The sequence below is a fragment of the Mesorhizobium sp. Z1-4 genome (genome assembly GCF_004000235.1).
Classification (GTDB): Bacteria; Pseudomonadota; Alphaproteobacteria; order Rhizobiales; family Rhizobiaceae; genus RCIO01.
Window position 1 is genome coordinate 1 of record NZ_RCIO01000002.1, and the last position, 24,708, is coordinate 24,708.

Consider the following 24,708-nt stretch of genomic DNA (forward strand, 5'->3'; position numbering starts at 1 on the left):
TCACCATCACCGTTACCGGTGCAAACGATGCACCGGAGATTACGGGGGGAGATGTTGCGGGTTCGGTAAGCGAGAGCGGCGACATTGCGGGGATTGACGAGGCGGGTCTTGGCGGCGGTCTGCGGTCTGGCATTGCGGTGGCCACGGATCTGTCGGTTCTGGAGACGGACGGGTCGCAGCTTGCGACAGTGTTTGCTGCGGTGGAGGCCGAGCTTGGCGACGCCGCACAGGCGATTGCTGCGATCTGGGACTATCTTGACGACAACTACGTCAATGGCGGGCCGACGCAGGATCCGATCAACGAAGCCTTCATCCGGCTGGGCGCGGTTTATGCCCAGCTGGTGAAGGACGGCACGATCACGCCACTTGTTGACGTGATGGCGAAGTTCACGCCCGATGACAACGACGGCAACTCGACGCCGGAGCGGGCACAGAACCTGCACGACAATCTGCTCGGCAATGTGACCTCGGCGTCGATCGCGCAGCGCTTCGGCGGTGACGCNCTGCTCGGCAATGTGACCTCGGCGTCGATCGCGCAGCGCTTCGGCGGTGACGCGCTTGAGGCGACACTGACGACGCTGGTCACCGACGTCGATCCAGCGCTCCTGACGCGGCCGTACTTCTCCGGCAACGAAGGAGCAGACCAGACGGCTGTCCGCGCCTGGGATGCCGCCAACGGCTACGTGCCGATGGCTACGGGCCAGCTGACGGCAAGCGACGTCGATGCGGGCGAGACCGCGCAGCTGGAATGGTCGGGCGATGCACCCGGTACCTATGGCAGCTTCGCCATCGATGTGAACACCGGCGAGTGGACCTACAAGCTCGACAACAGCCTGCCGGCCACGCAGGCGCTGAAGGCCGGCCAGACCGAGACGGAAGTCTTCACCGTCACCGTCACCGACCCCAACGGCGCAACCGACACGATCGACGTCACCATAACCGTCACCGGTGCAAACGATGCTCCGGTGACTACGGGAGACGTTGCGGGTTCCGTGATCGAGGGCGGAAATCCGCTCGGAATCCAGGGCGCGGACATTACCGGCAACCTGGAGCCGACAATCGCGTTGAATGCCGCAGTGAACGCGGCTCTGGACGGGCTTCAGACCGCACCTGACGACGTCAACGACGTTCTCGCGACGATTCAGACCCAGATTGGAGCGGATGTCGCGCAGGCTATTTCGGTTGTGTGGGACTATCTGGACGACGCCTATGTCGGCGCGGGGCCGAACCAGCCCAACATCAACGAGGCATTCGTGCGCCTCGGCGCGGCTTACGCAGAATATCTGCGGGCTGGCGGACAGCCGCTGACTGACGTCATCGCGAAATTCGACGCTGATGATGGCGACGGCAACACGACGCCCGAACGGATGCAGAGCCTGCACGACAATCTGCTTGGCAATCTGATCGGCACGGTCATTGAATCGCGGTTTGCCGACCCGCTGGAGACGATACTGAAGGACCTTGTAAGCGGCATTGATGCTGCTTTGCTTACGCGGCCCTATTTCGGCGGTTACGAAGGCGAAGCAGATGCACCGGCGAGAAACTGGGATGTGGCCAACGGATTTGCCGCACCCGCAGTGAGCGGTCAGCTGACGGCGAACGACGTGGATACCGGTGAGACCGGCTCGCTGATCTGGGATGCCGGTGCAACCGCCGGCGCCCTGGGGATCTTTACAGTCGATGCATTAGGCGGCTGGACCTATGAGCTTAACCAGGGCGCAGCAGATGCGCTCGACGCCGGGGATTCGCAGGTCGAGACATTCACCGTCACGGTGACGGATATCAATGGGGCGATCGACACCGCAACCGTGACGATCACGGTGGTCGGCACCAACGATGCACCGCATGCGCTGGCGCTCTCCGCAACACAGATACCGGCCGGGAACGCAGCCGGCTTCCGGGTCGGTGAGCTTGCGGTATCCGACGTCGACGACGATAGCGGTTTCACTTTCGACGTCGCTGTGCCGGGCTTCACCGTCGTCGAAGCTGGCGGCCAATACTTCCTCGAAACGACCGCTCCGATCACCGAGCTGCCACCTTCGGTTGCCGTCACGGTGACCGATGACAACGGCGCGAGTTTCGTTGCCAATTTCGTCATCACGCTGCCGGTGCAGCTCTTCGCACCGGACCAGACGACTTTGCTTGGTTCGTATTCAACGATAAAGGCGGCAGTTGACGCCGCCGCGGTTGACGGCCGTGACGGTCTGTTGGTCGACATCGGTGCCGGCACCTATGCCGAAGACGTCACCGCCACCGGTCAGGCATTGATCCTGCGCGGCAACGGCGCCGTGACGATCGAAGGCGAGGTCACGGTGGCGGGTGAACTCAACAATGAGTTCCGCATCGAAAACGTCACGGTGAATGCTGCCGGCAATGAGCACGGAATCAACGTCACCGCCAACTCGTCCAACCAGGCGAACAGCGGTGTGGTGCTCAATGGTGTTGTGGTTCACGGGGCCCAGCATAGCGGTTTTGCATACATACGCGCCGGCAATGAATCGGCGCCGACGCTGGTCGATACCATTGGTTCGATCTCGATCCTGAATTCGGAGTTCTTCGGTAACGCGACCGTCAATAGCGGCTCCAACGGCCGTGGCGACATCCTGCTGTTCGGGTTCAACGGCAACTTCACCATCGATAATGTAGACATCCATGACCCGGCTATCGGCGCGCAGAAGGCGATCCAGGTTCGTGGGCTGCAGGATGGTGGCGATACGCCAGGTATTGGTCTTTATGATGCTGCGGGTACGTTCTCATTTAACGACCTGACGATCAGCGGCAGCTACCACCAGGACCTGATCGCGTTTTATCGCATTGCTGAATTCGCGTCGTTCACAACGTCGAATGTCGATCTCAATGCCTCGGCTCCATGGGGATTGATCAATTTCGACAGTGTAGGCGGTGTCATAGATATTTCGACGGGTTTCGTTGCTCTGGCAAACGGCTCCGGCGTGGTTGGCGTACTGCAAGGGCTCGCCACAAATGACACGCTGACAGGCACCAGCGGCGGCGACAGGATTCTCGGTCGCGGTGGCGATGACACCATTGATGGCCAGGGCGGCGACGATACGATCATCTGGCGTGTCGGCGACGGAAATGACCAGATCGACGGCGGCTCAAATGCTGCAGTTGGCGACACTCTTGTCGTCGCAAGCACGGCACCGGGACAGACGATTACACTGACAGCGCCCGGCGGTGGCGGCTTTACCGTGGCTGCCGGTGGACACACGGTGACTGTCGAGAATGTCGAAGAGGTTGTGGTCGACTTTTCTGCGGGTGCGGGAACGCTGAATGTTGTCGGCGACTTCGCCGGCTCGGGAATCAACGTCAACACTATCACCGTTGAGGGCGGTGCCGCTGACGATACGGTCGACGCTTCGGCCATGTCGGGAACCGACCCCAGTTCCAAAGTCGGGATCGACTTCTCGGGGAACGGCGGTAACGACACATTCATCTCGGGAGTCGGCGACGACTATTTCGACGGCGGCGAGGGAACCGACAGCCATCAGTTTGGCGGAAATATCTCAAACTACACGGTCATTTTGAACGCCGACGGAACCGCTACAATCACCGACGATGTCGGGAATGACGGCGTCGATACGTCAAGCGAAACGGTCGAGAGGATTGTGTTCAACGACGTCGTGCTTGACCTGACCATGGCGGTCCGGCTGTTCGACGCAAATGACGACAGCCTGCTGGGCACGTTCGATTCCATCGATGATGCAATCAATGCGGTCGCCGGGCAGAGTGCTTCCGATCTCAGAATCGAAGTCGATGGAAGCATCTACGCCACCACCGAATCTCTCGATGTTGCTGGCAGTGACATAAACGGCAAGGACGTCACGATCCTTGGCAACGGTGCGGTGACGATCGGCGAGTCCACTGGCGATGCGATCGTGCTCAGCGGTGACTTCGGTGGTGGTTCGCTGAGCTTCGAGAACGTGACCATTGATGGCGGACATAACGGCATTAGTGCCAACGGAACCGTTATCAACCTCAGCGAACTCAAGCTTACCGGCGTGACGGTTACCGGCAATGCCAACCACGGCCTTTACTTCTTCGAAACGCGCGATGGGGTCGCCCAGCTGACAATCGAGGGGGGCACGTTCACCGGTAATGGCGGTTTCGACAACAATACGGCCCATATCAAGCTGTTCGGCTTCTCAGGCGATGCGGACTTTACCGGAGGTTTGATGCTTGTGGGCGCCGGCAACACCCCGGCATACGGCATCGAGATCACGGGCGGTACTCAGGGCGGCAACGCCAACCCGGTGCCGGCGAACGAGCCTGCCATCGGCGCGGTGAGTTTTGACGGCGTTGAACTGGGCGGCGGCTTTGCCAAGAACGCGGTGGCGCTGTTCAACTTCCTCAACCTCAACGGGCTCGACATTCTGGATCTGGATCTCTCGAGTGCCCATACCGGGTGGGGGCCGCTGTTCAATATCGACGGCATTGCGGCAAGCTACGACGCTTCCGGCTTCAACATCATCTATCCGGCTGGTGCTCCGGGCGATGCGCCACCGCCCGCAAACGGCATCGTCGCCGAACTTCAGGGCGACAAGCCAGGTCAGAATCCGGTCAACAATACGATCACTGGAGGCGACGCCAACGAGAGGCTTATCGGCAAGGAGGGCAACGATACGCTTATCGGTGGTGGCGGGGACGACGAGATCTTCGGCCACTACAAGAACGGTGCTGACGAGCCGGGCAACGATACTCTCATAGGCGGAGCTGGAAACGACCGCATGTTCGGCGGTGCCGGCGATGACACGTTCGTGCTGATCACTAGCAATTTCGACAACGGCCTCGACCATTTTGATGGCGGTGAGGGTCACGACCGGATCGTCGGCGGATGGTCGATTGACGTGCTCAACGTTACCAACAACCTGTCCAACCTGGTTTCGATCGAGGAAATCGACGGAGCCAGCAATACCGGGCACAACACGATATTGGCGACGTCGGGCAACGACACACTCGATTTCTCGGGCATTGTGGTGAAGCAGTTCATCATAGATGGTGCGGACGGAGACGACACAATTACCGGCACGAACGCCAACGATACGATCCGTGGCGGTGCAGGCAACGATACGCTTAACGGTCTCGGTGGCGACGACACTTTCCTGCTCGTGACCAGCAATTTCGACAACGGGGTCGACCAATATGACGGAGGTGCGGGACATGACCGTATCGTCGGCGGTTGGTCGATTGACGTGCTCAATGTCACCAACAATCTGGCCAATCTCGCAGGTATCGAAGAGCTGGATGGCGGCGACGGAACTCTCGACCGCAACACAATCAAGGCCACGGCTGGGAACGATACGCTCAACTTCTCAGGCATGATCGTGACCAACTTCACCATCGACGGCGGCGGCGGCAACGACAATATTACCGGCACGTCAGCGGGCGATCGTATCCGCGGCGGCGAAGGCAATGACACGATAACCGGCGGCGCCGGAAACGACACTCTGTTCGGCAATGACGGAAACGATACTTTCGTGCTGCTTACGAGCAACTTCGACAACGGAGTTGATCACTATGATGGTGGCGCCGGATACGACCGGATTGTCGGTGGCTGGTCCCATGACACGCTCAATGTCACCAACAACCTGTCGAACCTCGTTTCCATTGAGGAACTGGACGGCGCTGGTAGCTCCAACACAATCCTGGCCACCGCAGGTGACGATACGCTCAATTTCACGTCGATCGTCGTGAAGAATTTCACCATCGATGGTGGTGCCGGCAACGACACTATCACCGGGACGAACCTGGCGGATACGATCCGCGGCGGTGCCGGGAACGATTCCCTTAACGGCCTGGCCGGCGACGACATCTTCCTGCTCAACACCGGTGGTGACCTGAGCGGTATCGACCAATACGATGGCGGGGCTGGTCACGATCAGATCGTCGGAGGCTGGTCGATTGACGTGCTCAACGTCACCAACAACCTGTCCAACCTGGTTTCGATCGAGGAAATCGACGGTGGCGACAGCACCCTGGATCGCAATACGATCCTGGCAACGTCGGGCAACGATACTCTAGACTTCTCCGGCCTTACCGTGACGCGCTTCACAATCGACGGTGGCGCTGGCGATGATATCATTACGGGTACCTCGGGTGCGGACCGGATTCGCGGCGGCGCCGACAACGACACGATTAATGGCGGCTCCGGCGATGACACGATCTTCGGCAATGGTGGCGACGACGTGCTGATCGGCGGCTCGGGCCTCAACACTTTCGAAGGCGGTTCGGGCAGCGATGTCTTCGTCATCGACCCGTCCGCGCTTTCGGAGGTCGGCATGATCGACGTCATCACAGACTACGACAAGCTGGAGGGCGATACGCTCGATCTCGGAAGTCTGCTGGAAGCGGCTCTCGGATCTGCGCCGGCTGACGCTGCGGCGGCCGATGCGGCGGTGAACCTGGTCGTGAACGGGGGCAACACGGACGTGGTCGTCGACACCAACGGCGCGGCTCCTGCGGGCGAAATCGTTATTGCCCAACTGACGGGTGTGCATTCGACGATCAACATTCTTTATGACGGCAGCAATGACACCGACATTTCGTAGCCTGTCACGGGCAGGTTGGACGGAGGTAGGCTGTCCGGCAGCTGACGGACAGCTGCTGCTGCGGCTCAATCCGCGATCCAGCTGATCAGTCGCGTAGTGGATCGAGGGCACGGAAAATTGACTGAGTTTGCCGCTTGCAGTGCGCGCGCGAATGCCAGGCGCGACCGTTGGCAGATCCAACGCAGAGCTGGCGTCTTGATGGTGTCCGCGTTTTGCACCCTGCTGCTTGCCGCTTGCCAATCAGCCGGTCCTGGCGAAGTGCTCGGGATCGGCGCGCCCATCTCCGAAAAGGAAACTGTCGGATCCGGATCGGTTTCCGTTACGCTGCTTCTGCCCAGATCGGGGAGCAGTACGGCGGTCGAATCTGCGCGAGATATGTATGACGGGGCCAGACTGGCGGTCACGGAATTGGGTGGTGGCAGCGTGAAATTGACTGTCATGGACACCAAAGGCAGCGCGGATCTGGCCCGGCAACAGGCCGAAGAGGCAGTCGCATCGGGCACGAAATTGATCCTGACGGGGCACGGCGCAAGCGCGGCGATTGCCAGGGTTAGCTCGACCGATCAACCGCCAGTCATTGACCTGTCGTCCGCGCAGGCCGACCGCAAGGGGACGTTTGCCCTGGCAAGCGACGAGATTTCGAGCGCACTGGGCGGCGTTCGCGCGGCAGTCGCCGCCAAACAGGACAAGATCGTCGCCGTCGTTCCCGAGGACATGAGCTCGCTGGACAAGGATCGCCTGAGCCGGGGTATCCGGAAAGAGGGTGGGGTACTGATCGGTCAGGTCACCTATCCAGCTGCAGAAAACGCCATCGCCGCCGTTCTTGCCGGGAAGCGCAGCGCGTTCGAGAAAGCCACGACGCTGGTGATTCTAGGATCGGGCCGTGCGCCGATAGCGGTGGCCAACGCAGCTGCAGTGTTGGGCGACAAGATCACCACACTTGTGGGCAGTTCCGGGTGGGCGCGCGAGCTCTTTACGGCACCTGTGCTCAACGGCGCCTTGATCGCAATGGTCGACCAGCGCAGCCTTGCTGAACTCGGTGATCGCTACAAAGCAGCTACCGGAAGAACTCTCTCATTGGATGCTGCTTTCGCGTATGACGCGGTCGCTCTCGCTACAGGGCTGGTGCGCTCCGGCGGCGGCGAAGCTATCAGCGTCAACACGCTGAGATCCAAAGCGGGCTTTCGCGGTGCGACCGGCGTCTTCAGATTCGATGACGCGGGCACTGTAGAACGGCGATACTCGCTGTACCGGATTGAAGGTGGCAAGCCGGTGTTGCTGGCCGATGGCGAAAATGCGTTTTGACGCCCGATAACGTTTTTATCCCGAATACAGGGTCTAGAAATCAGGCAGCCAGCGGAAATGGTGGAGCTGAGGGGAATCGAACCCCTGACCTCGTCATTGCGAACGACGCGCTCTCCCAACTGAGCTACAGCCCCGCTCCGCAGAATGGCGGGCATTTAGTGGCCGTGCAGGCGCACTGTCAAGCGGACATGCCGCACTCCGCAGGGCCGCCGGACTTGCCCGCAAAGGCGCCAATGTCTACATGTCGCCGATCGAGAAGGGCCCTAAAATGAACACTCTCATAAATACGCTTTTGTTCGCGCTGAATTTGTACTGGATTATCATTATTGCGTCGGCGATATTCTCATGGCTCTACGCGTTTAACGTGGTCAACCCGCGGAACCAGTTTGTGGCTTCGGTGGGCAATGCTCTTTACCGGCTTACCGAGCCAGCCCTGCGCCCTATCCGTCGAATTCTGCCCGATTTAGGCGGGATCGACATCTCGCCCGCGATTCTGCTCATCATCCTCTACTTTGTGATGGGTTTTTTGGACAACGAGGTCCGAGCGGTTCTGACGTAGCGGTTTGTCCTGCTTCGGCAATGATGACCTCCCTTGTCTGAGGCGGTGTTCTTCCGTGAGCGGGAAGACGGGATCGAACTTTACGTGCGGCTGACGCCTCGCGGCGCTACGGATCGTTTCGACGGGTTGGTCGAAGCTGCGGACGGGCGGCAATTTCTGGCAGCGCGCGTGCGTGCCGTGCCCGAGAAGGGAGCGGCGAATTGCGCGCTCGAAGCGCTGGTTGCCAAGGCTTTCGGCCTGCCCCGAAAGGCGGTCTCGCTCAGCGCCGGTCACACCTCGCGGGTCAAGACGATATCGATAATAGGCGAACCGGAGGCGCTTGCAGCCACGGCGCGCGATTTTGCCTCCCAAGCGATAGGTGACGGCGGCAAAAGGCGTTAGTCTTTTGCTTCAGATTTTGAGGAGGAAATCATGCGCCCAACCGCCCTTACCGCCGCCCTGTGTTTCTGTGCCGCGACGTGCCTGCCCGCGCTGGCGCAGATGAGCAGCGAGTACACGCAGCTCGACAGCCAGAACAGCTGCACGGTTTTCGCCCAGGCCGAAGAGGGCGAGGGCGAATGGGCCAATCTCGTCTGCGACGGCTGGCGCGGTTACCCGATCACGCTGCAATATGGCGATGCGCGGGAATCGGTGTTCTACGGCTACCCGCCGGCAGGCGACATGGCGCCGACATGGGAGAGCTTCGCGAGTTTCAACAGTGTCGGGCCAACGGTGGAATGGCGGCTGGAGCAACGCGGCGATGCGAGAGTGCCCGTCGCCACGATCCACCGCTGGACGGTCTCGACCGGAGAGGGCGAAGAGGTTCAGGTTCTTGTGGTGGAAAAGGTGGGTCAGCCGCATGAGCGCGACGGCTGCGCGATGGCCTATGTGATGGCCACCGGCAACCCGAACGCGAACGAGAAGGCCCGCAACTACGCCGATAATCTGGTGCACGGATTTTCGTGCGGCGACCAGCCGGCAATCGACACGGGCAGTGTGCCGATGCCGGATTTCACGCGTTTCGAGTAGGAGGCCTGAGGCTATTTGCCGGCCGTTCTTGCTCGTTCTATCGCATCGCGGATCATCTGCTTGGCGGTATCGGCATTTTGCCATGCGCCGATCTTCACCCACTTGCCGGGTTCCAGATCCTTATAGTGCTCGAAAAAATGTTCGATCTGCTTCAGCGTGATCGCAGGCAGGTCGGAGAAATTGGCGACGTTTTCATAGCGCTGAGTGAGATGAGACGAAGGCACGGCGAGCACCTTCTCGTCCATGCCGGCATTGTCTTCCATCACCAGCACGCCGATGGGGCGCACATTGATCACGCAGCCTGGCACCAGCTGGCGCGTGTTGCAGACCAAAACATCGATCGGGTCGCCATCGTCTGAAAGCGTGTGCGGTACGAAGCCGTAATTCCCCGGATAGGTCATCGGGGTATAGAGGAAGCGGTCGACGACCAGTGTGCCTGCGTCCTTGTCCATCTCGTATTTGATCGGCTGGCCGCCAACCGGAACCTCGATGATGACGTTGACGTCGTCGGGCGGATTTGTGCCGATGGAGATGGCGTCGATGCGCATTGTCGGAGCCTTTCAGGACCGGGTTGCCTCCCGGGCGTGCCGATAGCCTGTCAGGTCACCGAGTGCAATGCGACATGTGGTGGTGGGCAGCTCGGGACTATTCCCAGGCGAAAGCGATCTTGCGCAACGCCTTCTGGTCGAACACCTCGACGCCCTCGGCGATGTCCTTGCCGCCAAGTCCGGCATAAAAGGACAGGGCACCGGCATTGTCTTCCAGCGCCCAGACCACCGTGCCGGCAAGTCCGTGTCCGGCCAGCCGGTTGCGCGCGTCGCGGAACAGGCGGCTGCCGAGGCCGACGCCCTGATACTCCGGTTTCAGATAGAGTTCGTAGATCTCGCCCTGCTGCTGCAGCTCGCGGGCCCGATTGCGCCCGAGCGTGGCGTAGCCGACAACGTCGCCGCCGATCTCAGCGACGATCACGTTGGCGGCGCGGCGGATGGCGCCCTGCCACCAGTCAAGCCCGCGACGGCCGACCATGCGCAGCAGCGCCTTGTGCGGGATAATGCCCGAATAGGCGCCCATCCAGGCATCGTGGTGCACCGCAGAAATCGCATGCGCGTCCTGCAGTTCCGCCGTCCTGATGTCGATCGTCAGCGTGTTCATGGTTCCTTAACCATAGTCGGCTGTACGGCGCGTGCAAGCGTTTCGGCGCCTTTCGGGCTCGGGCGTCAGATTTCCACAAGATGGTCGTTGAGTTCGTTTTCGTCGCCGGTGGCTGGCGGAAACGCTTCCGCCAGCATGTCGCCACAGGCGCGGACCGCTTCTTCATAGCCTTCCGCCAGCTCGCCTTTGGCTGCGCGGGCGACCAGATTGGAAACGACAGCGTCCCACTTTTCCTGAGCTACATGAGCGTTGATGCCGGCATCGGCGACAACCTCGGCGTAGCGTTCGGCCAGCGAGAGAAAAATCAGCACGCCGGTGCGATTTTCCGTCACGTGGATGTTGCGCGCGAGGAACTGCTCGATCGCGTTGCGGTGGGCGCGCCGGTAGCGCAACGCCCGCGGTACCAGCCTGATGCGCAGAGCAGGCCATCGCCACAGAAGGAGCAGGGCGGTCGCAAACGACAGGAGCTGGGCGGCGGCAAACTGCCACATCGGCAGGATGACCCACATGCTCACCAGCGCGACAGCCGCAATCAGGCTCGCCAGCATCAGCGCTACGGTGACCGCGAAGGCGGCGGGGTAGAAGTAGCCGTCGCTGCTTCGGGCCAGAACGCAGATGATTTCGCCCGAGGTGCGGCCCTCGGCTTCGCGAATGGCATCCGCGACGCGGCGGTGCTGCTCGGTGGTAAGAACGCTTCGGGTCATCGACTTCCCCCTACCAGCTGCCCGAAGAGCCGCCGCCGCCGGACGAACCGCCGCCGCCCGAAAAGCTGCTGCTGCTCGAACTCGACGACCAGCTGCTGCCGGACGAGCTGCTGCGCCCGGAAGAACCGGAGCTGCCGTAGCTGACATTGATGCCCAGCCATCGATAACGGCCCGGTGCTATCTTGCGGCCGAAGATCGGCGCGAAGATCGCGAACAGAATGGAACCGCCAAACAGGCCGCCCCACAGGATGAAGAACAGGATGACGGGTATGAACTCCCACCAGACGTCCTGTTGTTCCTCGTAACGCTCTGCCCGCGCTTCCAATTCGGCGGCGTTGCCTTCGAGTACGAGAATGATGTCGTCGACCGCCTTGCTGATGCCGCCTGAAAAATCGCCGGCGCGGAACGCGGGTACCATGGTGTTTTCGATGATCAGCTTGGCGTGCAGGTCGGTCAGCGTGCCTTCCAGCCCGTAGCCGACCTCAATGCGCATGCGCCGGTCCTCAACCGCGACGAGGAGCAGTATGCCGTTATCCTCGTCGGCCTGGCCAAGGCCCCATGCGCGAAACAGGCGGTTCGCGTAGGGCTCGATCGCCTCGCCGCCAAGATTGGCTATGGTAGCAACCACGATCTGGTCGGACGATTTGTCCTCGAAGGCCGCAAGACGGGCGGTCAGCGCGGTTTCGGTTGCGGCGTCGATAATGCCGGCATTGTCGACCACGCGGCCGGTGAGCGACGGCAGCGACTGGGCGAAGGCAATGCCCGCGAAAGCGATGAACAGCAGCGTGAAGGCTGCCGCAGGCAGGCCGGTACGATATTGCCTGTTGGCGGGAGTCACGGTTTTGGCCGCTCAGCCGTTGTTGTTGAAGTCAACCTTCGGCACTTCCATCTTGTCTTCGTCGATCGTGAACGTGGCGAATGGCTCATTGTCGGTGAACCACAGATTCGCCCAGAGTACCGAGGGGAAGGTGCGCAGCGAGGTGTTGTAGACGCGCACCGCCTCAATGTAGTCGCGGCGGGCAACCGCGATGCGGTTCTCCGTGCCTTCCAGCTGCGCCTGCAGCGCCAGATAGTTCTGGCTGGATTTCAGGTCGGGGTAACTTTCCACCACGGCCAGCAGACGCGACAGCGCTCCGGTCAGATTGGCCTGGCCTTCCTGAAACGCCTGCAGCGCCTCGGGATTGGACAGCATCTCGGGCGAAATTTGCACCGAGGTTGCCTGGGCGCGGGCCTCGACCACCGCCGTCAGCACTTCGCGCTCCTGCGCGGCGAATGCCTTCACGGTTTCAACGAGGTTGGGAATCAGGTCGGCGCGACGCTGATACTGGTTGAGCACCTCGCTCCAGGCCGCCTTGGCCCGTTCCTCGTTGGTTGGAATGGTGTTGTAGCCGCAGCCGGCAAGAAGCGGTGCGGCCACGAGCAGAAACAGAAGTGCCCGCATCGGGCCGGAAATCGTGGCTGCCATCACGCTGCGCGCCGTCATCATGGTCCTCCGAAGGGTATGAACAGCGTGCACAGTAGCCGCAAAAGCCGACGCTGGAAATGTCAGAAAGAGCAGCAGGTGCGCGGCCCAGAATTGCGCTTGTAACGCCACGTTCAAGCGGTTATGTGTGCGCCCCGGCCTGCACAGGCGGCCATTTCGCGGAGAGGTGGCTGAGTGGTTGAAAGCACCGCACTCGAAATGCGGCATACTCGCAAGGGTATCGGGGGTTCGAATCCCTCCCTCTCCGCCATTTTATTGGCTCCCGTCTAATGTATTGATTTTGCGTCTAAATTGATCGGACTCGGCAACTCCGGTGCCCCAGGCCGGTGCCCCAACAAGTCGATCTTTAGACGATCAGGAAGCTTGGATAGGCGGTATCGTCCAAACTGAGGAACCGTCGCTTGATCCCCATCTCATTCGTCACTTTTTTCAGATCAGTGGTCTTCGTGAACCTTAGCAGCCGGTAGTAGTGCACCACACAGATCAGCAGAGCCCCAACTGCATTGACCGTGTGTTGTAGGTTTGCCTCGGAAAAGTTTGCGTCGCGCTGGTGCTTCACTTTGTTATTGGCTCTCCACCAATCCGGGTTAGCCGGCGGGTGACGTGTCCAATTATCGAAGGGCGCGAAACTCATACCATATCGGGCAATATGACACTTCTCGTGAGCGACATCAGGATAGTTCTTCATCACGACTTCCTGGTACTCGACTATGTTCGAACGGGGCGCGGATGAATCGAGCAAATCACATATCATCTTGAGAACTACATCGACCTCGGAAGAGGCGGCGATTAATAGATGGGCTAGCTCAATGCTATAGGTTCCATAATTGTCTTTGTTAAACTCAACGAACCGCGCAACCTGTTGGAGGTCCTGTTCGATGGCTTCGTAGTAGTTCAGATGCACTGGGCTCGCGTTCGCTGTTATCACCATAGGAAATGGCTCCGCCTTACGTTCTGAGGGGCAAGATAGCCTACGACATGCGGTTGCCCCTAGCGCCCTAGCTATCTTGTGTACTGGCTGGAATGAAATTGCGGCTGTCGGTTGCCTCTTGCAATCAGATAGAGGACGCGCGGGCGGCGGACTTGTTACCTTGGGAGGGGCGAATGACACCGGAAGAGTTACGCGCGGCATTGGCGGAAATGCGCTCGACATTGATCGCGGTCGCAACAGGGGGGCCACGTATTGGCGAAGTGAATGACCGCTACCGCCAACAGTTTGAAGAGGTTGATGCCGCGCTTGGCCGGCTAGGTGTCGAGAATACTCTGCCCTATCGTGACCTCTGGCAGTGGTACGGGAGGTGGAGCAGCGGGGACCTACCGAGCTATCAGTCGCGCCGGATTCACATCGCGGAGATTGTTGATCCCCTAGTTGCATCGCTTCGATTCAATTCTCCGACTTCCCCACCAGAGCCTACTGGCTGGGCCAAGGTAGACCGCACGGTGGGCAAAGCTCGACTGCAACTGGAATCAAGCGCGGAGGAGGAAGATTATCAGCTGGTCGGCACTTTGTGCCGTGAGGCTTTGATATCCCTCGCGCAAGCAGTGTTTGATGGAACACGGCACCGGGCCATCGACGGCGTTCAAATCAGCGCATCCGATTTTAAGCGCATGATCGAGGCGTACATAAGGACCGAGCTTGCCGGTGATGCATTCGAAGATCAGCGGCGACATGCCCGTGCGGCATACGACTTGGCGAACAATCTGCAACACAGGAGGACTGCTGGCTTTCGCCTCGCTGCGATGTGCTTGGAGGCCACGACTTCTGTCGTAAACATCGTTTCTATTGTATCTGGACGCCGCGATCCCGCTTAGCCGCCCGGCGGCTCCAGCTCCGAATAATAGCTATAGCGTGGTCCGCTTTGCCCTTCACGCGGTATGGAGGTGTCGGCATCCCCTTTGAGCTTGACGATCTCCCGCTCGCTATCGTCGCCAAGCCGGACCAAGGGGGCCTCGTAGTTGGGGTAGACATGAAGCGACTCAGGCCGGTTTCCCGATAGGTCGCGAAACGCAGCAGCGAACTGCCGGGAAGGCTTCAAACCTGCGGTGACCTGCAGCGGTTTTGAGGACACCGAGACAGGGTATGTAACTGAGCGGGAGAGTGCGAGCGTGACGACGGCGCGTCCAGCTGGCGCACAGGCAACTTCCATGTAAGAAAGGATGGATAGATTCATTAGGTCGGTGCCGTGGATGATTTGCGCGGCGATGATCAAGTCGCAATGCGTCACCGAAAATGATCAAGGGCTACATCGACGTGAAATCTACGGTTGGCGCGGCATTTGGCGCGGTGATGATGTGTGCTGGCATCAGTGCTTCGGCACATGCGGAGTGGTTTGCTCATCTAGACAGCGCAGATCGGCTCATCATCACTGGCGTTGCGACCAATAACGACGGCCTACTGTCGGCTCTCATGTTGACTTGTGTGGGCGGTCGTTTGGTCGCGGAGATTTCAACCCAACACAACGCGGACAGCGACGATCTGCCGTTTTACACTGGCACAAAGGTTGTATTGGGTTACAAGACGCGGGAAGGCGCCCCACGGAAAATGGGGCTCGATGGCACACCGGTAGTGTTGCCTGGAGGCATACTGGGCATTGTCGTCGCACTATCAGATGAACAATCCGAGGCCATCTATACGTCCATAGGTAGGGGTAACCGCCTTGATGTTGAGCTGGTTCATCCGGAGCTGATCTACGACGTTGGCGTGAAGAAGGTTTATTCTGGGGGATTCACAACAGCGTTCCTGGCTATGCACGATCACTGCTCGGGGCTCACGGAGCGCTAAATGATCGTGAGGCATCCAGCGTTCATGTAGCGGCTCAGATAGGCGCTCAGGAAGCGTCCTAGACAAAAGGAACTTGGCTAGCCCACAAATGGCTGCGTTTTCGAGTTCGACCTGCTGAGGGCAGGCCTAGTGCTCCTGCTACCCAAAGGTGCTTTGTCGATTACAACCGTAGTCTGAATTATGTCGCGGACTTAATGGTGACGGGTAGCGCAAAGTTGATTCGGTCGCGGGCCGCGCCTTCCATCGTCCGTATCGCAAAATCTGACATAGTCCACGGCACCATCATCCCATCATGCATCGGCAGTGCAGGAACGCCCTGACGCATCAGCTCGCGCATAGTCGCCAGAAGGATGCGGCTTTCAGTGAACATCAGGTCCAAACCTTTGTCGCACTCAAAGAGCCCGCTCAGCTCTGGGTAACGATCGGCGAAGGCCTGGCGGACACGCTTGGCGTTCCAACCAGACGGCAGCTGCTTTCGGACGCGGGCCGGCAGCACCTTCATGTCTTTCGGATATGAGAGCAGAGCGGAGAATGCCGCCTTTGCGCCCTCGCGGTGTCCCTCCAGGCCGGGTATGGCATAGAGATCGCCGTCCGGTGCTTTGAGCCCTAGATGCGCGTAGGCAAGGCGCGGGAACATGCTGGCATAGTCTAGATCAGCGATCGGCTCTCCGTTGATCCTGAGGCGGTGGCGTTCGGTGGCCTTGAGGGTCATCCAGAAGCCACCATAGAGCCGGCCATGCTGATTGAACGTTTTGGGGTCGCCTTTACGTTTGAGCAGGAAGTAGCGGATCAGCCGAAAGGGCGGCACCTCGCCACCTTCTAAGGTGATCTCTTGCTTGCCGAGGAAGGCGTTGATCTCCTCCAACTCTTTCCGCATTCGGCGGGTCTCGGCGGTGTCGTCATAGTCGGTTGGGACCTTAGGTTGTTTCCTTCCAGCAATCCTGGGTTTGTTTGGTCGAGCGGCCAGTCTGATCAGCTCCTCGCCTTCGGCCTTCACCACATCCGCGAGAGACACAGCGGGATCGAGGAGCTGGTGCTTTAAGCGTCCGATGGCGAGGATCGTGGTGCGCAGCTTCTTGAACTCTCCACCCTTCCGGTGAATGAGGCCGGTCACTTCGAGCACCCTAAGCACGTCTGACAGCCGCCGCATGCCCTTCCTGTCGTAGCGCGTCTTCCTGAGATGCCTCAGGCCAACCACCAGGCGGGAGCCTTTAGGCCTTGTCCGATGCAGCACCATCAGGTTTGCCATCAGGGTTGGGATGATCGTGGCAATGCCTTCACGTAGCTCTGAGCGAGCTTGGCGGCCCTTTGGGGATAGCTCATGGATGACCGCTTCGACGTAACCTGATGTCCAATGCTGGGCGGCGGGGCTCAAGGTTAGCCAGGGGTCGAACATCAGGTCTTTGGGGTCGGGATGATCGATCCCATCTTCATCATCCCCATCCAGAAGGGCGACCTCAAGCACGGCAGACCCAGAGCCGGCCAGGAGCAGCCACCAGAAGGTATAGGGGCGCGATAATTGGCATCGGGTTGGAGACACCAGGACAATGCATTGAGGCGGTGCTTAAGGTCTTAATTGAGTGGGCCATGCGGTGGCTGGGAGATGGGATGGTCGATCTCCCCTCATCTCCATCCGCTTCCCGAAGCCAATACTTCAAGCACGACTGCGGGCGGAGGCAAGAGGGACGCCGCTTAGAGGGTATAGGGGCGCGATAATTCTCATGTGGATTGCGGCATAAAGCCGGCACCAGGGACACTAGATGATTGGCTTCAGGCGGCGCTCTGGGTAGCAAGAAGGCGGGATGGTCGATCCCCTTCCATCTCCTTCTACTCTTCAAGCCTGCACCCTGAGAGCCCACCAGAGGGCGCCGCCTAGAGGGTATAGGGGCGCGTTATTTGGGAGCCGCCAATCTCGAAGGATGTCATTGCGTAGGCCGCTGATATCCGATGTCTCAAGCGACTAGCTCCTCAATGCTACGGCCATCCAAGGCGAACGCTGCGATGTCGTCCAGGCGGCGGCCAAGATGTCTCAGCACATTGCCTTCCGATCGCGGATACTTCGAAGGGAGCGGGAAGCCAGATGTTGTCTTATGCGTTCCGCTTGCCAGCCGGTGCACCACCTTGGCCATTTGCACTCGTCGGAACTCGCGCTGCCGCTCATCGATGCCACGCGCCTCGCAGCACATGGCGACCGCAAGGATACGCTCCAGGATCACTGCGGGGTCTATTCCTGCCTTGCGCAGCCTCGCCAGCGCGAAGTTGGCCCGTTCCTTGGGTGGCCTGCCCCGGATGCTATAGGCGTTCTCCCAAGGCCCTGCATTCTGCATCAGCCCTTCGATGGATGAGATGGCGCGGCTGATCCTGAAGTCGTCTCGGTTGCCGCGTATCCATGCTCTGGCAGCCTTACGGTGCGGTTCCAGCTCGGCGGCGGTCAGACTGCGGAACCAATAGGAACCGTGGCGTCGGTGGAACTCGACGTGGTGCTTGCAGTAGCGAGCGGAGTGACCGTTGCCGGCAGCCGCTTGGGTGGGCCGTGTACATCCGGGGAGAGTGCAACGGGACATCTCAGTGACAGTGGTCCTTAAGCCATTCTCGGCGTGGTGGAAGCGTGCCTACCGTCCGTCATTGGTTCTCCCACTCCGTTCTCAGCCTCCAGTTCCCACCTATGTCCACCTTGCGCCGTTCATTGAGAACCGTCTGCTTAGGCCACTTTGGGCTAAGTGCACCCAAGGTGTCGGCGAAGGTTGTGTAGCTAGGAATGAAGCAAGCTTCATAAGTCAGGCTCTCAAAATCTAGCGACTCCCTATCTCCGACTTGAAGAAGAGTCATCTGATCTCGAATACGGCACATAGCAATAAGTTCCTCCTTCAAGTCGGCCCGTGCGTAGTTGAACCGGTCGCCCCCTAGTCGCTGCTCGACAATGGCGGAAATCCAATCGTCATCTGTTGACGACACTGGGTCGTTCGACTCTCCCGCATTTACGCGATGGAGGTGGGTGCCAACAGCTTCGAGCACATGGGTAGCTAGGGCCGAGTATTGGTGCATCATCATGCGCGAGACAGTTTCGTGAAGCGTGGAGGTGGCACCCCTGCTCTGACGCTTAACTTCGTAGTCAAGGAGTAGGAGCGCGGCAAAGAACTCCAACAGTTGAAGCCGGTGACCGATATTGCGGCAAAGTCGTTCGGCCATCCTCCGTTTAGGATCGGCGTATGGGGCGATCTGGCGCAGGAAAGCGACCCATGAGGCAATTCTCGTCGGCGGTATGTAGCCTATTTGGGCCTCGCCATCTAAATCGACCGCGATAGCTTGTAACCTCTGCATCTTGGCCATCCCCTTGAACCCGTGTTTGCGGCGTCATTCACGCGCCCGCTCTGTAGCTTCTGGAGCCGTTGCATCTCGAAGAATTCGGAAAACGCTCGCCCGACCTATCCCAAGCTCTGCCGCTATGGCGTCGGCCGTCTTGCCTTCCGATCGAAGCCTGATCACGTCCTTTGACTTCCGTCTAGCGGTCGGTGCGCGGCCCTTGTATTTTCCCTCAGCTTTCGCTTTGGCGATGCCCTCACGCTGCCGTTCCAGCATCAGCTCCCGCTCAAACTCCGCGATCGACCCCAAGAGGTTGAGCATCAGCTTCCCTGTTGGGCTGTCCGTATCGAAGTTGATAGCGAGGATGCGCAGGCCTACGGCCTTATCTCTGAGACGCTCTGTGATGGCTACCAGGTCGGCGACCGAACGCGCCAGACGGTCTAGCCTGGTGACAATCAGCGTGTCGCCCTCCCTAGCGTAGTCGATGCAGCGCTCCAGCTCTGGGCGCTTTGTGGTGACCGACGAAAGCTGCTCGTGGAAGACCTTCGCGCAGCCGGCCTGATGCAGGTCGCGAAGTTGCGCCTCTAGGCCTGCCTTCTGGTCGGTGGTCGATGTGCGGGCATAGCCGATGAGCTGGCCCTGGGATGAAGATGCGGATGGCATGATAGGACGCTCCAAGAGACCATAAGGATCTTAGGAACTGTGATCCTATCGTATCAAAACGTCAATCGATATTTCTGTGAGACTCAATACAGGCACCAAAAGCCAGACTCACATGGGCAAGGCCTAATGAGGCTGGCGGTCAAGCCATTGAGTCTACTGCCTTTTGCCGCTTGTAGCTGCCCCTGGGTCCGGTAAGCTCCGGTAATATCTGCTGAAGGTGGCATGTGCCTCCGCCGTCCCCGTGGGCGGCCTCGGGGGTGGAGGGGGGAAGCCCACGAACTGCCACGTAAATTGGACCTCTAGAGTGAGCAACCCCTTGGAACTTTCCGGTTAGCGTCAGTGATGCTAGTTTTTCGTTGTTCGAATCGAGTCGGCCCAATGACAATTGCCAACCTATCGGAAGAAAGTTTCAAGGAAATACTCTCGGCGAACCTTACGCCGTCCGCCACAATCAAAACACCCGAGCGATTATACGGTCGCGCCAAGTCGCTTACTCAGATTGAGCGGGCGCTCGCTTCACCCGGCAGGCAGGTTTTCGTCTACGGAGATCGCGGGGTTGGTAAGACATCATTGGCGCTGACCGCGGCCCACCTTCTTACGGCAGCTGAGCATCCCCCTATTTATGTGGTGTGTGATCGCGACAGCACCTTCGGCTCAGTCATGCAAGCGATCGGCAACTTCGTCGTAAACGTCGAAGATCGGCTCGAACTCGGGGGAAAGCCACCGTCTGTCTCAGCGACGTTTGCGGGATTTGGTGGAGGATTCCAACCGGGCGGAAAAAAGACAGCCACCATCCCGACGCCTACCTCGATCAACGAGGCAATGGATGTCATCCGCTATGTGCGCGAGAAATTGCGTGGGAGGCTCGTGATCGTTGTGGACGAAATCGAGCGGATGGAGAGCAAGAGGGAGCGAGAAACATTCGCTGAGTTTATCAAAAACATACCCGAACTTGGCGATAGCACCTCCTTCATTTTTTGCGGCATCGGCTCGACCGTCGATGAGTTGATCGGCAACCACCCCTCAGCGGGCCGCATAATAGAGGCAATTCAACTTGAAAGGCTCCGACACAACTTTTTGTGGGAGATAATCCAAGGCGTTGCTGACAAGCTTGCCGTCTCAGTTGGCAACGAAGCGCTTGTTCGCATCAGCCAGATTAGTGATGGGTTCCCTCACTACGTTCACCTGATCGGCGAATCCATGTTTTGGTCTGCCTTTGATGATCCAGAAAACGTGAGTTCTATCCGAGCACGCCACTTCAAGAGCGGAGTCGAGGGGGCACTATCTCGCGCTGAGCCAGTGCTCCGCTTTCAATACCAAAAAGCGACAATGAAAACGCGAAATACGGAGGATTACGAGGAAGCCCTTTGGTCCATGGCCGATACAACCTCCGACATGCGCCAAGTCACTGAGATTTACGATAGTTCCTACAAGAGGATAATGGCCAAGCGGGGCCAACGCATGCCTCTACCCCGTGACAAGTTCAATCACCGCCTGTTGGCTCTAAGGGGGGAAAGCCATGGTCGCGTCCTAGTTGGATACGGCGCCGGGTGGTTTGGCTATCGTGAAAACATTCTGAAGGGATACGTACGCCTACGGGCGGAGAGCTGCGGCGTTCAGCTGGGGAGAGACCACGTTGTGCCAGCATAGTAATGAAACAGTGCTGTGTAACATTGTCAAACGGTTCGGTTGTAAGTTACTGATTTTCATACTATTTGTGGCTCACGGAGCGCAATCCTCTCCTGGGCACTCTGGCGACGGGCTCAAGGACACACACACCGATGGCGATAACGACCCGATCCTTGCACCCTGCTGACTTTTGCGGGAATGCTCTCTGCGGGGACGCTAGGCCGTGATCCGGGATACTCTTCTTGAAATCAGCAATAGCTATCTGCTTGCCAAGACACAGCCATTCGCCGGTCATCCGCTCGGGGGCTTTCTGAGGAGCCAAGGCCCCGAGCAAATCCGCAGTTACGTCACTGACCCGAGTTTCATTGTCTACGGAAGTAGCGGCAGCAGCGGCAGGTGGACGCATGTACCTTGGATTGGAATTTTTGACCCGGAGGTAACGACCGGAGCGCAGACCGGATGCTATCTCGTGTATCTCTTTTCCACCGACATGGAGCGCATCTATCTTTCAATGAGCCAGGGGACAACCGAGGTTAGCAATGAGTTTGACCAGACAAAGGCTGCTTTGGCAGAGCTCGACCGTCGAGCTGCCCTCATGCGCGATCGTGTACCGGAGTACAAAGGGCGACTGACCCTCAAAGCTATTGACCTGGCCGCGACGACCTATTTTCCACGCGGCTATGCTGCGGGCCTCGCTTTTGGGTTTGGGTACGATGCCAACGACATCCCCTCAGAGGACGATCTGCGAAAAGACCTTATTGAAGGCCTGCGGCTTTATCGGCTTCTTGTTAGTCGAGGTGGCGCCTCCCCACTCCATGAGAAGGACTTTGAGGACGAGCATGAAGACGACGGCTCGTCGATAGAGCGACGAAGATACACTCGCCACCGCCATATCGAACGCAATAGCGCATTGCCCAAGAAAGCGAAGGCGTTCCATGGCTATAGGTGTCAGGCTTGCTGTTTCGATTTCGAATCCGCCTACGGCGAGTTGGGTAGGCATTATATCGAAGCGCACCACCTCACGCCATAGCGTCCTTGCCGGAGAACGCGGCGGTCCCGATGAACCCTGAGACGGACTTTGCGGTCCTCTGTAGTAACTGCCATCGTATGGTCCACCGCCCCCGGGAGCTCCTTACGGTCGAGGCGCTGAGAGCAATCCTGCAAAAAGGCAAGTCTTCCTAGCGTAGCCGGTCCGATTGCGTGCCGTCGGGAAGCGTCACGGACTCCACCAAGCGTCGCTTAGCCTTTTCCGGGTCCGGCCCTGCATAACCTCGCATGGCAAGGTCAAGAGACTTGGGGCGCTCACTTTTGGTATGGCCGATGACAGCAAGCAACGTCCACTCGTCAAACTCCCTACGGCCTTCCTGCATGGCATTTCGAGCTGAGCGGATGAACCAGCGCCGGAAGGAATGGAAATCGACGTTTGACTTCATCTTTCCGTTGGGCCTCTCGTCCACCCCGTGGGAGCGTCGGTATCGCACGAACCTCTTAGCTGCAGGGTCAGAGCGCGTTTCACGCGAGGGCCCGACAGGGGGTAGACCGTCTATCAGGAAGTCCTCTTTCGCCCTGCCTGCCGTGCGCCGTTTCACTATGGAGGCGAGACCGCTGTGGATTGGAACTCGGCGGCGAGCGTTGTCCGTCTTGCCTGCCCAGACAAAGAACTCTCCGTCCGTACAGTCTCCAACCTGTAACTGACAAATCTCTTCCAGCCTCATACCGCTGAGCGCCGCTATCCGCATGACATCATCAAGCATCGGGCCTGCGGTTCCAGAGAGAAGCGTTCTAATCTCGGTATCTGTAAATGGGCGTTTCCCGCCATCTTGCTCGGCGTCTCGGCGTGAACGCGAAGGGGCTGGGAGCGATTGTCCTACCCACGGGTTCTCGGTGACGTAGCCCTTCTCCAGGAGCCAGAGCCAGTATTGCCGAATGAACCCCAGATAGGCCGCCGCCTTCTTGCCGCTTCGACCAACGGTTAGACTCTCGCTGATGAAGCCCCATGCAGCCTGGCGAGTGACTGCCTCTATCGCGACGGGAAGATGACTGTCTCGAAGCCAGTCCGAAAGCCAGCCAAGGGCTCGGCGGAAGTCCCCCTCCGATTTCATTCGGTAGCCGCGATGCTGGACAAAGGCGTCGGCATGATGGGAGAGCGGCGTCACCCTGCCGCTGGCGAGGTCGTAGAAGGCCTTGGCGACGGCATGACCTTTGGTAGCCACGATCTGCACGGCTCGCTCATGGACGGCGTACTGGGTTCCCTCGTCTTCCTTGTGGAGCCGATGTTGCAATGCCTCGGCTTCGATGGGGTCCTGTGACGTAAGAGCTTGGTCGGCTGCCGCGATGATGGCCTTCAGGCGGCTAACGATGGGCCATTTGCGGTCGTTTGCGAGTTTCAGGTCGGCGGTGTGGAGCGGGACAGTGAGCTTGCCCCGTCCTATCAGGTCGCGGAGCTTGGCGGGAACCTTGATGCGAACACGCCACTGCTGACCGTGCCACTCCAGATATTGCCGTGCGTTCGCCATTTAAGGTCATTGGTGCCCCATTTCGGTGCCCCATGTGGATACCTGCATCGCAGGGAAGTCAAGTGGCTCAAGGCATAACGGCGCCCGGGGGAGAGTTTCCCTCCCTCTCCGCCATTTTCCGTGTCTCGCATGAGTTCGCTTTGCTCATCGCTCCGATGGGCGGGCGGGAGCCTGGCCGCAGTCGCGGCCTGTGGCTTCGAGTTCGACGTTTCTCCCGAACCCTCAGCCGTCTCTTCTTGGGTGACTAAGGAGCTCGGATAGGCGGTATCGTCCAAAATTGGGGACGGTCGCCTGTTCCTCATCTCATTCGTCATGATCTGCAAATCAGTGGTCTTCGTGATGTTCAAGCGGGCGCAGAAGAATCGAGCAACTCGCAGATCATCTTGAGCCCCGCATTGACCGAGCGCGTGCCTCGATTTCCATTTGTCGCATGTACAGCCACCTATAAAGTGGTATGGAGAATGCCACTTATAGGGAGATTGCTGTGACAGAGATCAGGAATCGAGGCGTCGCGCTTTCGGGTGACGAAGCCAGCGGGCGCGCATCGGCGGGGAGCAGCCTGCTGCCGATGCTGGTTGTCGGCCTTGTGCTGATCGTGATCGGTGCGGCCGTTGTCATGGCGGTTGTCTAGGCGCGGCCAAGGCTCGCCTAAGGGCTCATTCCGGTGACGCTTCCCGCGCAGCGCAATGACGGCTATTGCACCTCATTGCAAAGCGGGCGCGGTTGCCCGATTGTGATCGTCGCCGCAACGTATTGTTCGCGGCCTGGTACACGCGGGCGGCCCATGAAATTTTTCGACCTCAGTGACGAGTTCTTCAGGCCGGCGTGGAAACGTCTGCTTGTGGTGGCGATCACGGTCGGCTGGGCCTGTGTAGAGTTCTACGGGGGCGAAACGTTCTGGGGCGTGGTTTTTCTGGGTATCGGCGGTTATGCGGTCTATGCGCTGTTCGTCACATTCGACCCGGACAAGACGCCGGCGAAGGACGGCGAGCCGACCAACGGCGGCTGAGCTGATTGCATGCCATCCGCATGCCGGAT

The 24,708-nt window shown here is 59.3% G+C and carries 23 protein-coding genes and 2 tRNA genes; 12 read left to right on the plus strand and 13 right to left on the minus strand.

Features of this window, described 5'->3' with window-relative positions; genetic code table 11:
• Positions 1–689: 689 nt before the first annotated feature.
• Positions 690–6,566 (plus strand): VCBS domain-containing protein, encoded by a 5,877-nt coding sequence (locus EP165_RS06940; protein WP_501981672.1) that lies wholly within the window; start codon positions 690–692, stop codon positions 6,564–6,566.
• 117 nt (positions 6,567–6,683) lie between these two features.
• Positions 6,684–7,871 (plus strand): ABC transporter substrate-binding protein, encoded by a 1,188-nt coding sequence (locus tag EP165_RS06945; protein ID WP_127520874.1) that lies wholly within the window; start codon positions 6,684–6,686, stop codon positions 7,869–7,871.
• Between the two features lie 58 nt (positions 7,872–7,929).
• Here the strand turns inward: EP165_RS06945 and EP165_RS06950 are convergent.
• Positions 7,930–8,005 (minus strand) — tRNA-Ala (locus EP165_RS06950).
• A gap of 134 nt (positions 8,006–8,139) precedes the next feature.
• On the opposite strand from EP165_RS06950, the gene EP165_RS06955 reads away from it, so the two are divergent.
• Genes EP165_RS06955 through EP165_RS06965 form a run of 3 tightly spaced genes read left to right on the plus strand, consistent with a single transcriptional unit; the run spans position 8,140 to position 9,438 of the window.
• A complete protein-coding gene (locus tag EP165_RS06955) occupies positions 8,140–8,430 on the plus strand; it encodes a YggT family protein (protein ID WP_127520876.1) in 291 nt (96 codons plus the stop codon).
• 33 nt (positions 8,431–8,463) lie between these two features.
• On the plus strand, positions 8,464–8,811 hold the full coding sequence (locus EP165_RS06960) for a DUF167 family protein (RefSeq protein ID WP_245440068.1): 348 nt from the start codon (positions 8,464–8,466) through the stop codon (positions 8,809–8,811).
• Between the two features lie 30 nt (positions 8,812–8,841).
• A complete protein-coding gene (locus tag EP165_RS06965) occupies positions 8,842–9,438 on the plus strand; it encodes a hypothetical protein (RefSeq protein ID WP_245440069.1) in 597 nt (198 codons plus the stop codon).
• 11 nt (positions 9,439–9,449) lie between these two features.
• On the opposite strand, the gene ppa is transcribed toward EP165_RS06965, so the two are convergent.
• From ppa to EP165_RS06990, 5 genes are all read right to left on the minus strand, one after another.
• The gene (gene ppa / locus EP165_RS06970; RefSeq protein ID WP_127520878.1) at positions 9,450–9,986 is read right to left on the minus strand and encodes an inorganic diphosphatase; all 537 of its coding nucleotides are present in this window, start codon (positions 9,984–9,986) and stop codon (positions 9,450–9,452) included.
• Positions 9,987–10,083: 97 nt separating this feature from the next.
• Positions 10,084–10,590, minus strand: coding sequence for a GNAT family N-acetyltransferase (locus EP165_RS06975; protein ID WP_127520880.1), 507 nt, complete (start codon positions 10,588–10,590; stop codon positions 10,084–10,086).
• A 65-nt stretch (positions 10,591–10,655) separates the two neighbouring features.
• Positions 10,656–11,294: a TPM domain-containing protein gene (locus tag EP165_RS06980; RefSeq protein WP_127520882.1), complete on the minus strand. Its 639-nt coding sequence runs from the start codon at positions 11,292–11,294 to the stop codon at positions 10,656–10,658.
• Between the two features lie 10 nt (positions 11,295–11,304).
• Positions 11,305–12,078, minus strand: a complete 774-nt coding sequence (locus tag EP165_RS06985) for a TPM domain-containing protein (RefSeq protein ID WP_245440101.1) — start codon at positions 12,076–12,078, stop codon at positions 11,305–11,307.
• Between the two features lie 66 nt (positions 12,079–12,144).
• Positions 12,145–12,777 (minus strand): LemA family protein, encoded by a 633-nt coding sequence (locus EP165_RS06990; protein WP_127520886.1) that lies wholly within the window; start codon positions 12,775–12,777, stop codon positions 12,145–12,147.
• A gap of 160 nt (positions 12,778–12,937) precedes the next feature.
• On the opposite strand from EP165_RS06990, the gene EP165_RS06995 reads away from it, so the two are divergent.
• Positions 12,938–13,027 (plus strand) — tRNA-Ser (locus EP165_RS06995).
• A 96-nt stretch (positions 13,028–13,123) separates the two neighbouring features.
• On the opposite strand, the gene EP165_RS07000 is transcribed toward EP165_RS06995, so the two are convergent.
• Positions 13,124–13,708 (minus strand): hypothetical protein, encoded by a 585-nt coding sequence (locus EP165_RS07000; protein WP_127520888.1) that lies wholly within the window; start codon positions 13,706–13,708, stop codon positions 13,124–13,126.
• Positions 13,709–13,881: 173 nt separating this feature from the next.
• On the opposite strand from EP165_RS07000, the gene EP165_RS07005 reads away from it, so the two are divergent.
• Positions 13,882–14,589: a hypothetical protein gene (locus EP165_RS07005; protein WP_127520890.1), complete on the plus strand. Its 708-nt coding sequence runs from the start codon at positions 13,882–13,884 to the stop codon at positions 14,587–14,589.
• Here EP165_RS07005 and EP165_RS07010 read toward each other — a convergent pair.
• Entirely contained in the window at positions 14,586–14,987 is a 402-nt protein-coding gene (locus EP165_RS07010) for a hypothetical protein (protein WP_127520892.1), read from the minus strand. The two genes, EP165_RS07005 and EP165_RS07010, sit on opposite strands and share 4 nt — an antisense overlap.
• 20 nt (positions 14,988–15,007) lie before the next feature.
• Here EP165_RS07010 and EP165_RS07015 point away from each other — a divergent pair, with 20 nt between their 5' ends.
• On the plus strand, positions 15,008–15,559 hold the full coding sequence (locus EP165_RS07015) for a hypothetical protein (RefSeq protein ID WP_245440070.1): 552 nt from the start codon (positions 15,008–15,010) through the stop codon (positions 15,557–15,559).
• A 178-nt stretch (positions 15,560–15,737) separates the two neighbouring features.
• On the opposite strand, the gene EP165_RS07020 is transcribed toward EP165_RS07015, so the two are convergent.
• From EP165_RS07020 to EP165_RS07035, 4 genes are all read right to left on the minus strand, one after another.
• Positions 15,738–17,024 carry a hypothetical protein gene (locus EP165_RS07020; RefSeq protein ID WP_127520894.1) on the minus strand — a complete coding sequence of 429 codons (1,287 nt, stop codon included), beginning with the start codon at positions 17,022–17,024 and terminating at the stop codon, positions 15,738–15,740.
• Positions 17,025–17,511: 487 nt separating this feature from the next.
• On the minus strand, positions 17,512–17,886 hold the full coding sequence (locus EP165_RS07025; protein WP_127520896.1) for a hypothetical protein: 375 nt from the start codon (positions 17,884–17,886) through the stop codon (positions 17,512–17,514).
• Positions 17,887–18,181: 295 nt separating this feature from the next.
• Positions 18,182–18,889, minus strand: coding sequence for a hypothetical protein (locus EP165_RS07030; protein ID WP_127520898.1), 708 nt, complete (start codon positions 18,887–18,889; stop codon positions 18,182–18,184).
• 24 nt (positions 18,890–18,913) lie between these two features.
• A complete protein-coding gene (locus EP165_RS07035; protein WP_127520900.1) occupies positions 18,914–19,525 on the minus strand; it encodes a recombinase family protein in 612 nt (203 codons plus the stop codon).
• Positions 19,526–19,903: 378 nt separating this feature from the next.
• Between EP165_RS07035 and EP165_RS07040 the strand changes: the two genes are divergently transcribed.
• Together EP165_RS07040 and EP165_RS07045 are read left to right on the plus strand one after the other, a co-directional pair.
• Positions 19,904–21,175 carry an AAA family ATPase gene (locus tag EP165_RS07040; RefSeq protein ID WP_164742978.1) on the plus strand — a complete coding sequence of 424 codons (1,272 nt, stop codon included), beginning with the start codon at positions 19,904–19,906 and terminating at the stop codon, positions 21,173–21,175.
• A 202-nt stretch (positions 21,176–21,377) separates the two neighbouring features.
• A complete protein-coding gene (locus EP165_RS07045) occupies positions 21,378–22,184 on the plus strand; it encodes a DUF3578 domain-containing protein (RefSeq protein WP_127520905.1) in 807 nt (268 codons plus the stop codon).
• A 148-nt stretch (positions 22,185–22,332) separates the two neighbouring features.
• On the opposite strand, the gene EP165_RS07050 is transcribed toward EP165_RS07045, so the two are convergent.
• Positions 22,333–23,670, minus strand: coding sequence for a DUF6538 domain-containing protein (locus tag EP165_RS07050; protein ID WP_127520907.1), 1,338 nt, complete (start codon positions 23,668–23,670; stop codon positions 22,333–22,335).
• Positions 23,671–24,154: 484 nt separating this feature from the next.
• On the opposite strand from EP165_RS07050, the gene EP165_RS20375 reads away from it, so the two are divergent.
• Together EP165_RS20375 and EP165_RS07055 are read left to right on the plus strand one after the other, a co-directional pair.
• Positions 24,155–24,301: a hypothetical protein gene (locus EP165_RS20375; protein WP_164742977.1), complete on the plus strand. Its 147-nt coding sequence runs from the start codon at positions 24,155–24,157 to the stop codon at positions 24,299–24,301.
• Positions 24,302–24,454: 153 nt separating this feature from the next.
• Complete coding sequence (locus tag EP165_RS07055; protein WP_127520909.1) at positions 24,455–24,679, plus strand: DUF3329 domain-containing protein; 225 nt, start codon at positions 24,455–24,457, stop codon at positions 24,677–24,679.
• Positions 24,680–24,708 lie beyond the last annotated feature (29 nt).

Coding starts and splice junctions, on each gene's coding strand:
- EP165_RS06940 (WP_501981672.1), top strand. CDS start 690: ATGGCTACGGGCCAGCTGACGGCAAGCGACGTCGATGCGGGCGAGACC.
- EP165_RS06955 (WP_127520876.1), top strand. CDS start 8,140: ATGAACACTCTCATAAATACGCTTTTGTTCGCGCTGAATTTGTACTGG.
- EP165_RS06965 (WP_245440069.1), top strand. CDS start 8,842: ATGCGCCCAACCGCCCTTACCGCCGCCCTGTGTTTCTGTGCCGCGACG.
- ppa (WP_127520878.1), bottom strand. CDS start 9,986: ATGCGCATCGACGCCATCTCCATCGGCACAAATCCGCCCGACGACGTC.
- EP165_RS06975 (WP_127520880.1), bottom strand. CDS start 10,590: ATGAACACGCTGACGATCGACATCAGGACGGCGGAACTGCAGGACGCG.
- EP165_RS06980 (WP_127520882.1), bottom strand. CDS start 11,294: ATGACCCGAAGCGTTCTTACCACCGAGCAGCACCGCCGCGTCGCGGAT.
- EP165_RS06990 (WP_127520886.1), bottom strand. CDS start 12,777: ATGACGGCGCGCAGCGTGATGGCAGCCACGATTTCCGGCCCGATGCGG.
- EP165_RS07000 (WP_127520888.1), bottom strand. CDS start 13,708: ATGGTGATAACAGCGAACGCGAGCCCAGTGCATCTGAACTACTACGAA.
- EP165_RS07005 (WP_127520890.1), top strand. CDS start 13,882: ATGACACCGGAAGAGTTACGCGCGGCATTGGCGGAAATGCGCTCGACA.
- EP165_RS07015 (WP_245440070.1), top strand. CDS start 15,008: ATGATCAAGGGCTACATCGACGTGAAATCTACGGTTGGCGCGGCATTT.
- EP165_RS07025 (WP_127520896.1), bottom strand. CDS start 17,886: ATGCAGAATGCAGGGCCTTGGGAGAACGCCTATAGCATCCGGGGCAGG.
- EP165_RS07030 (WP_127520898.1), bottom strand. CDS start 18,889: ATGGCCAAGATGCAGAGGTTACAAGCTATCGCGGTCGATTTAGATGGC.
- EP165_RS07035 (WP_127520900.1), bottom strand. CDS start 19,525: ATGCCATCCGCATCTTCATCCCAGGGCCAGCTCATCGGCTATGCCCGC.
- EP165_RS07040 (WP_164742978.1), top strand. CDS start 19,904: ATGACAATTGCCAACCTATCGGAAGAAAGTTTCAAGGAAATACTCTCG.
- EP165_RS07050 (WP_127520907.1), bottom strand. CDS start 23,670: ATGGCGAACGCACGGCAATATCTGGAGTGGCACGGTCAGCAGTGGCGT.
- EP165_RS07055 (WP_127520909.1), top strand. CDS start 24,455: ATGAAATTTTTCGACCTCAGTGACGAGTTCTTCAGGCCGGCGTGGAAA.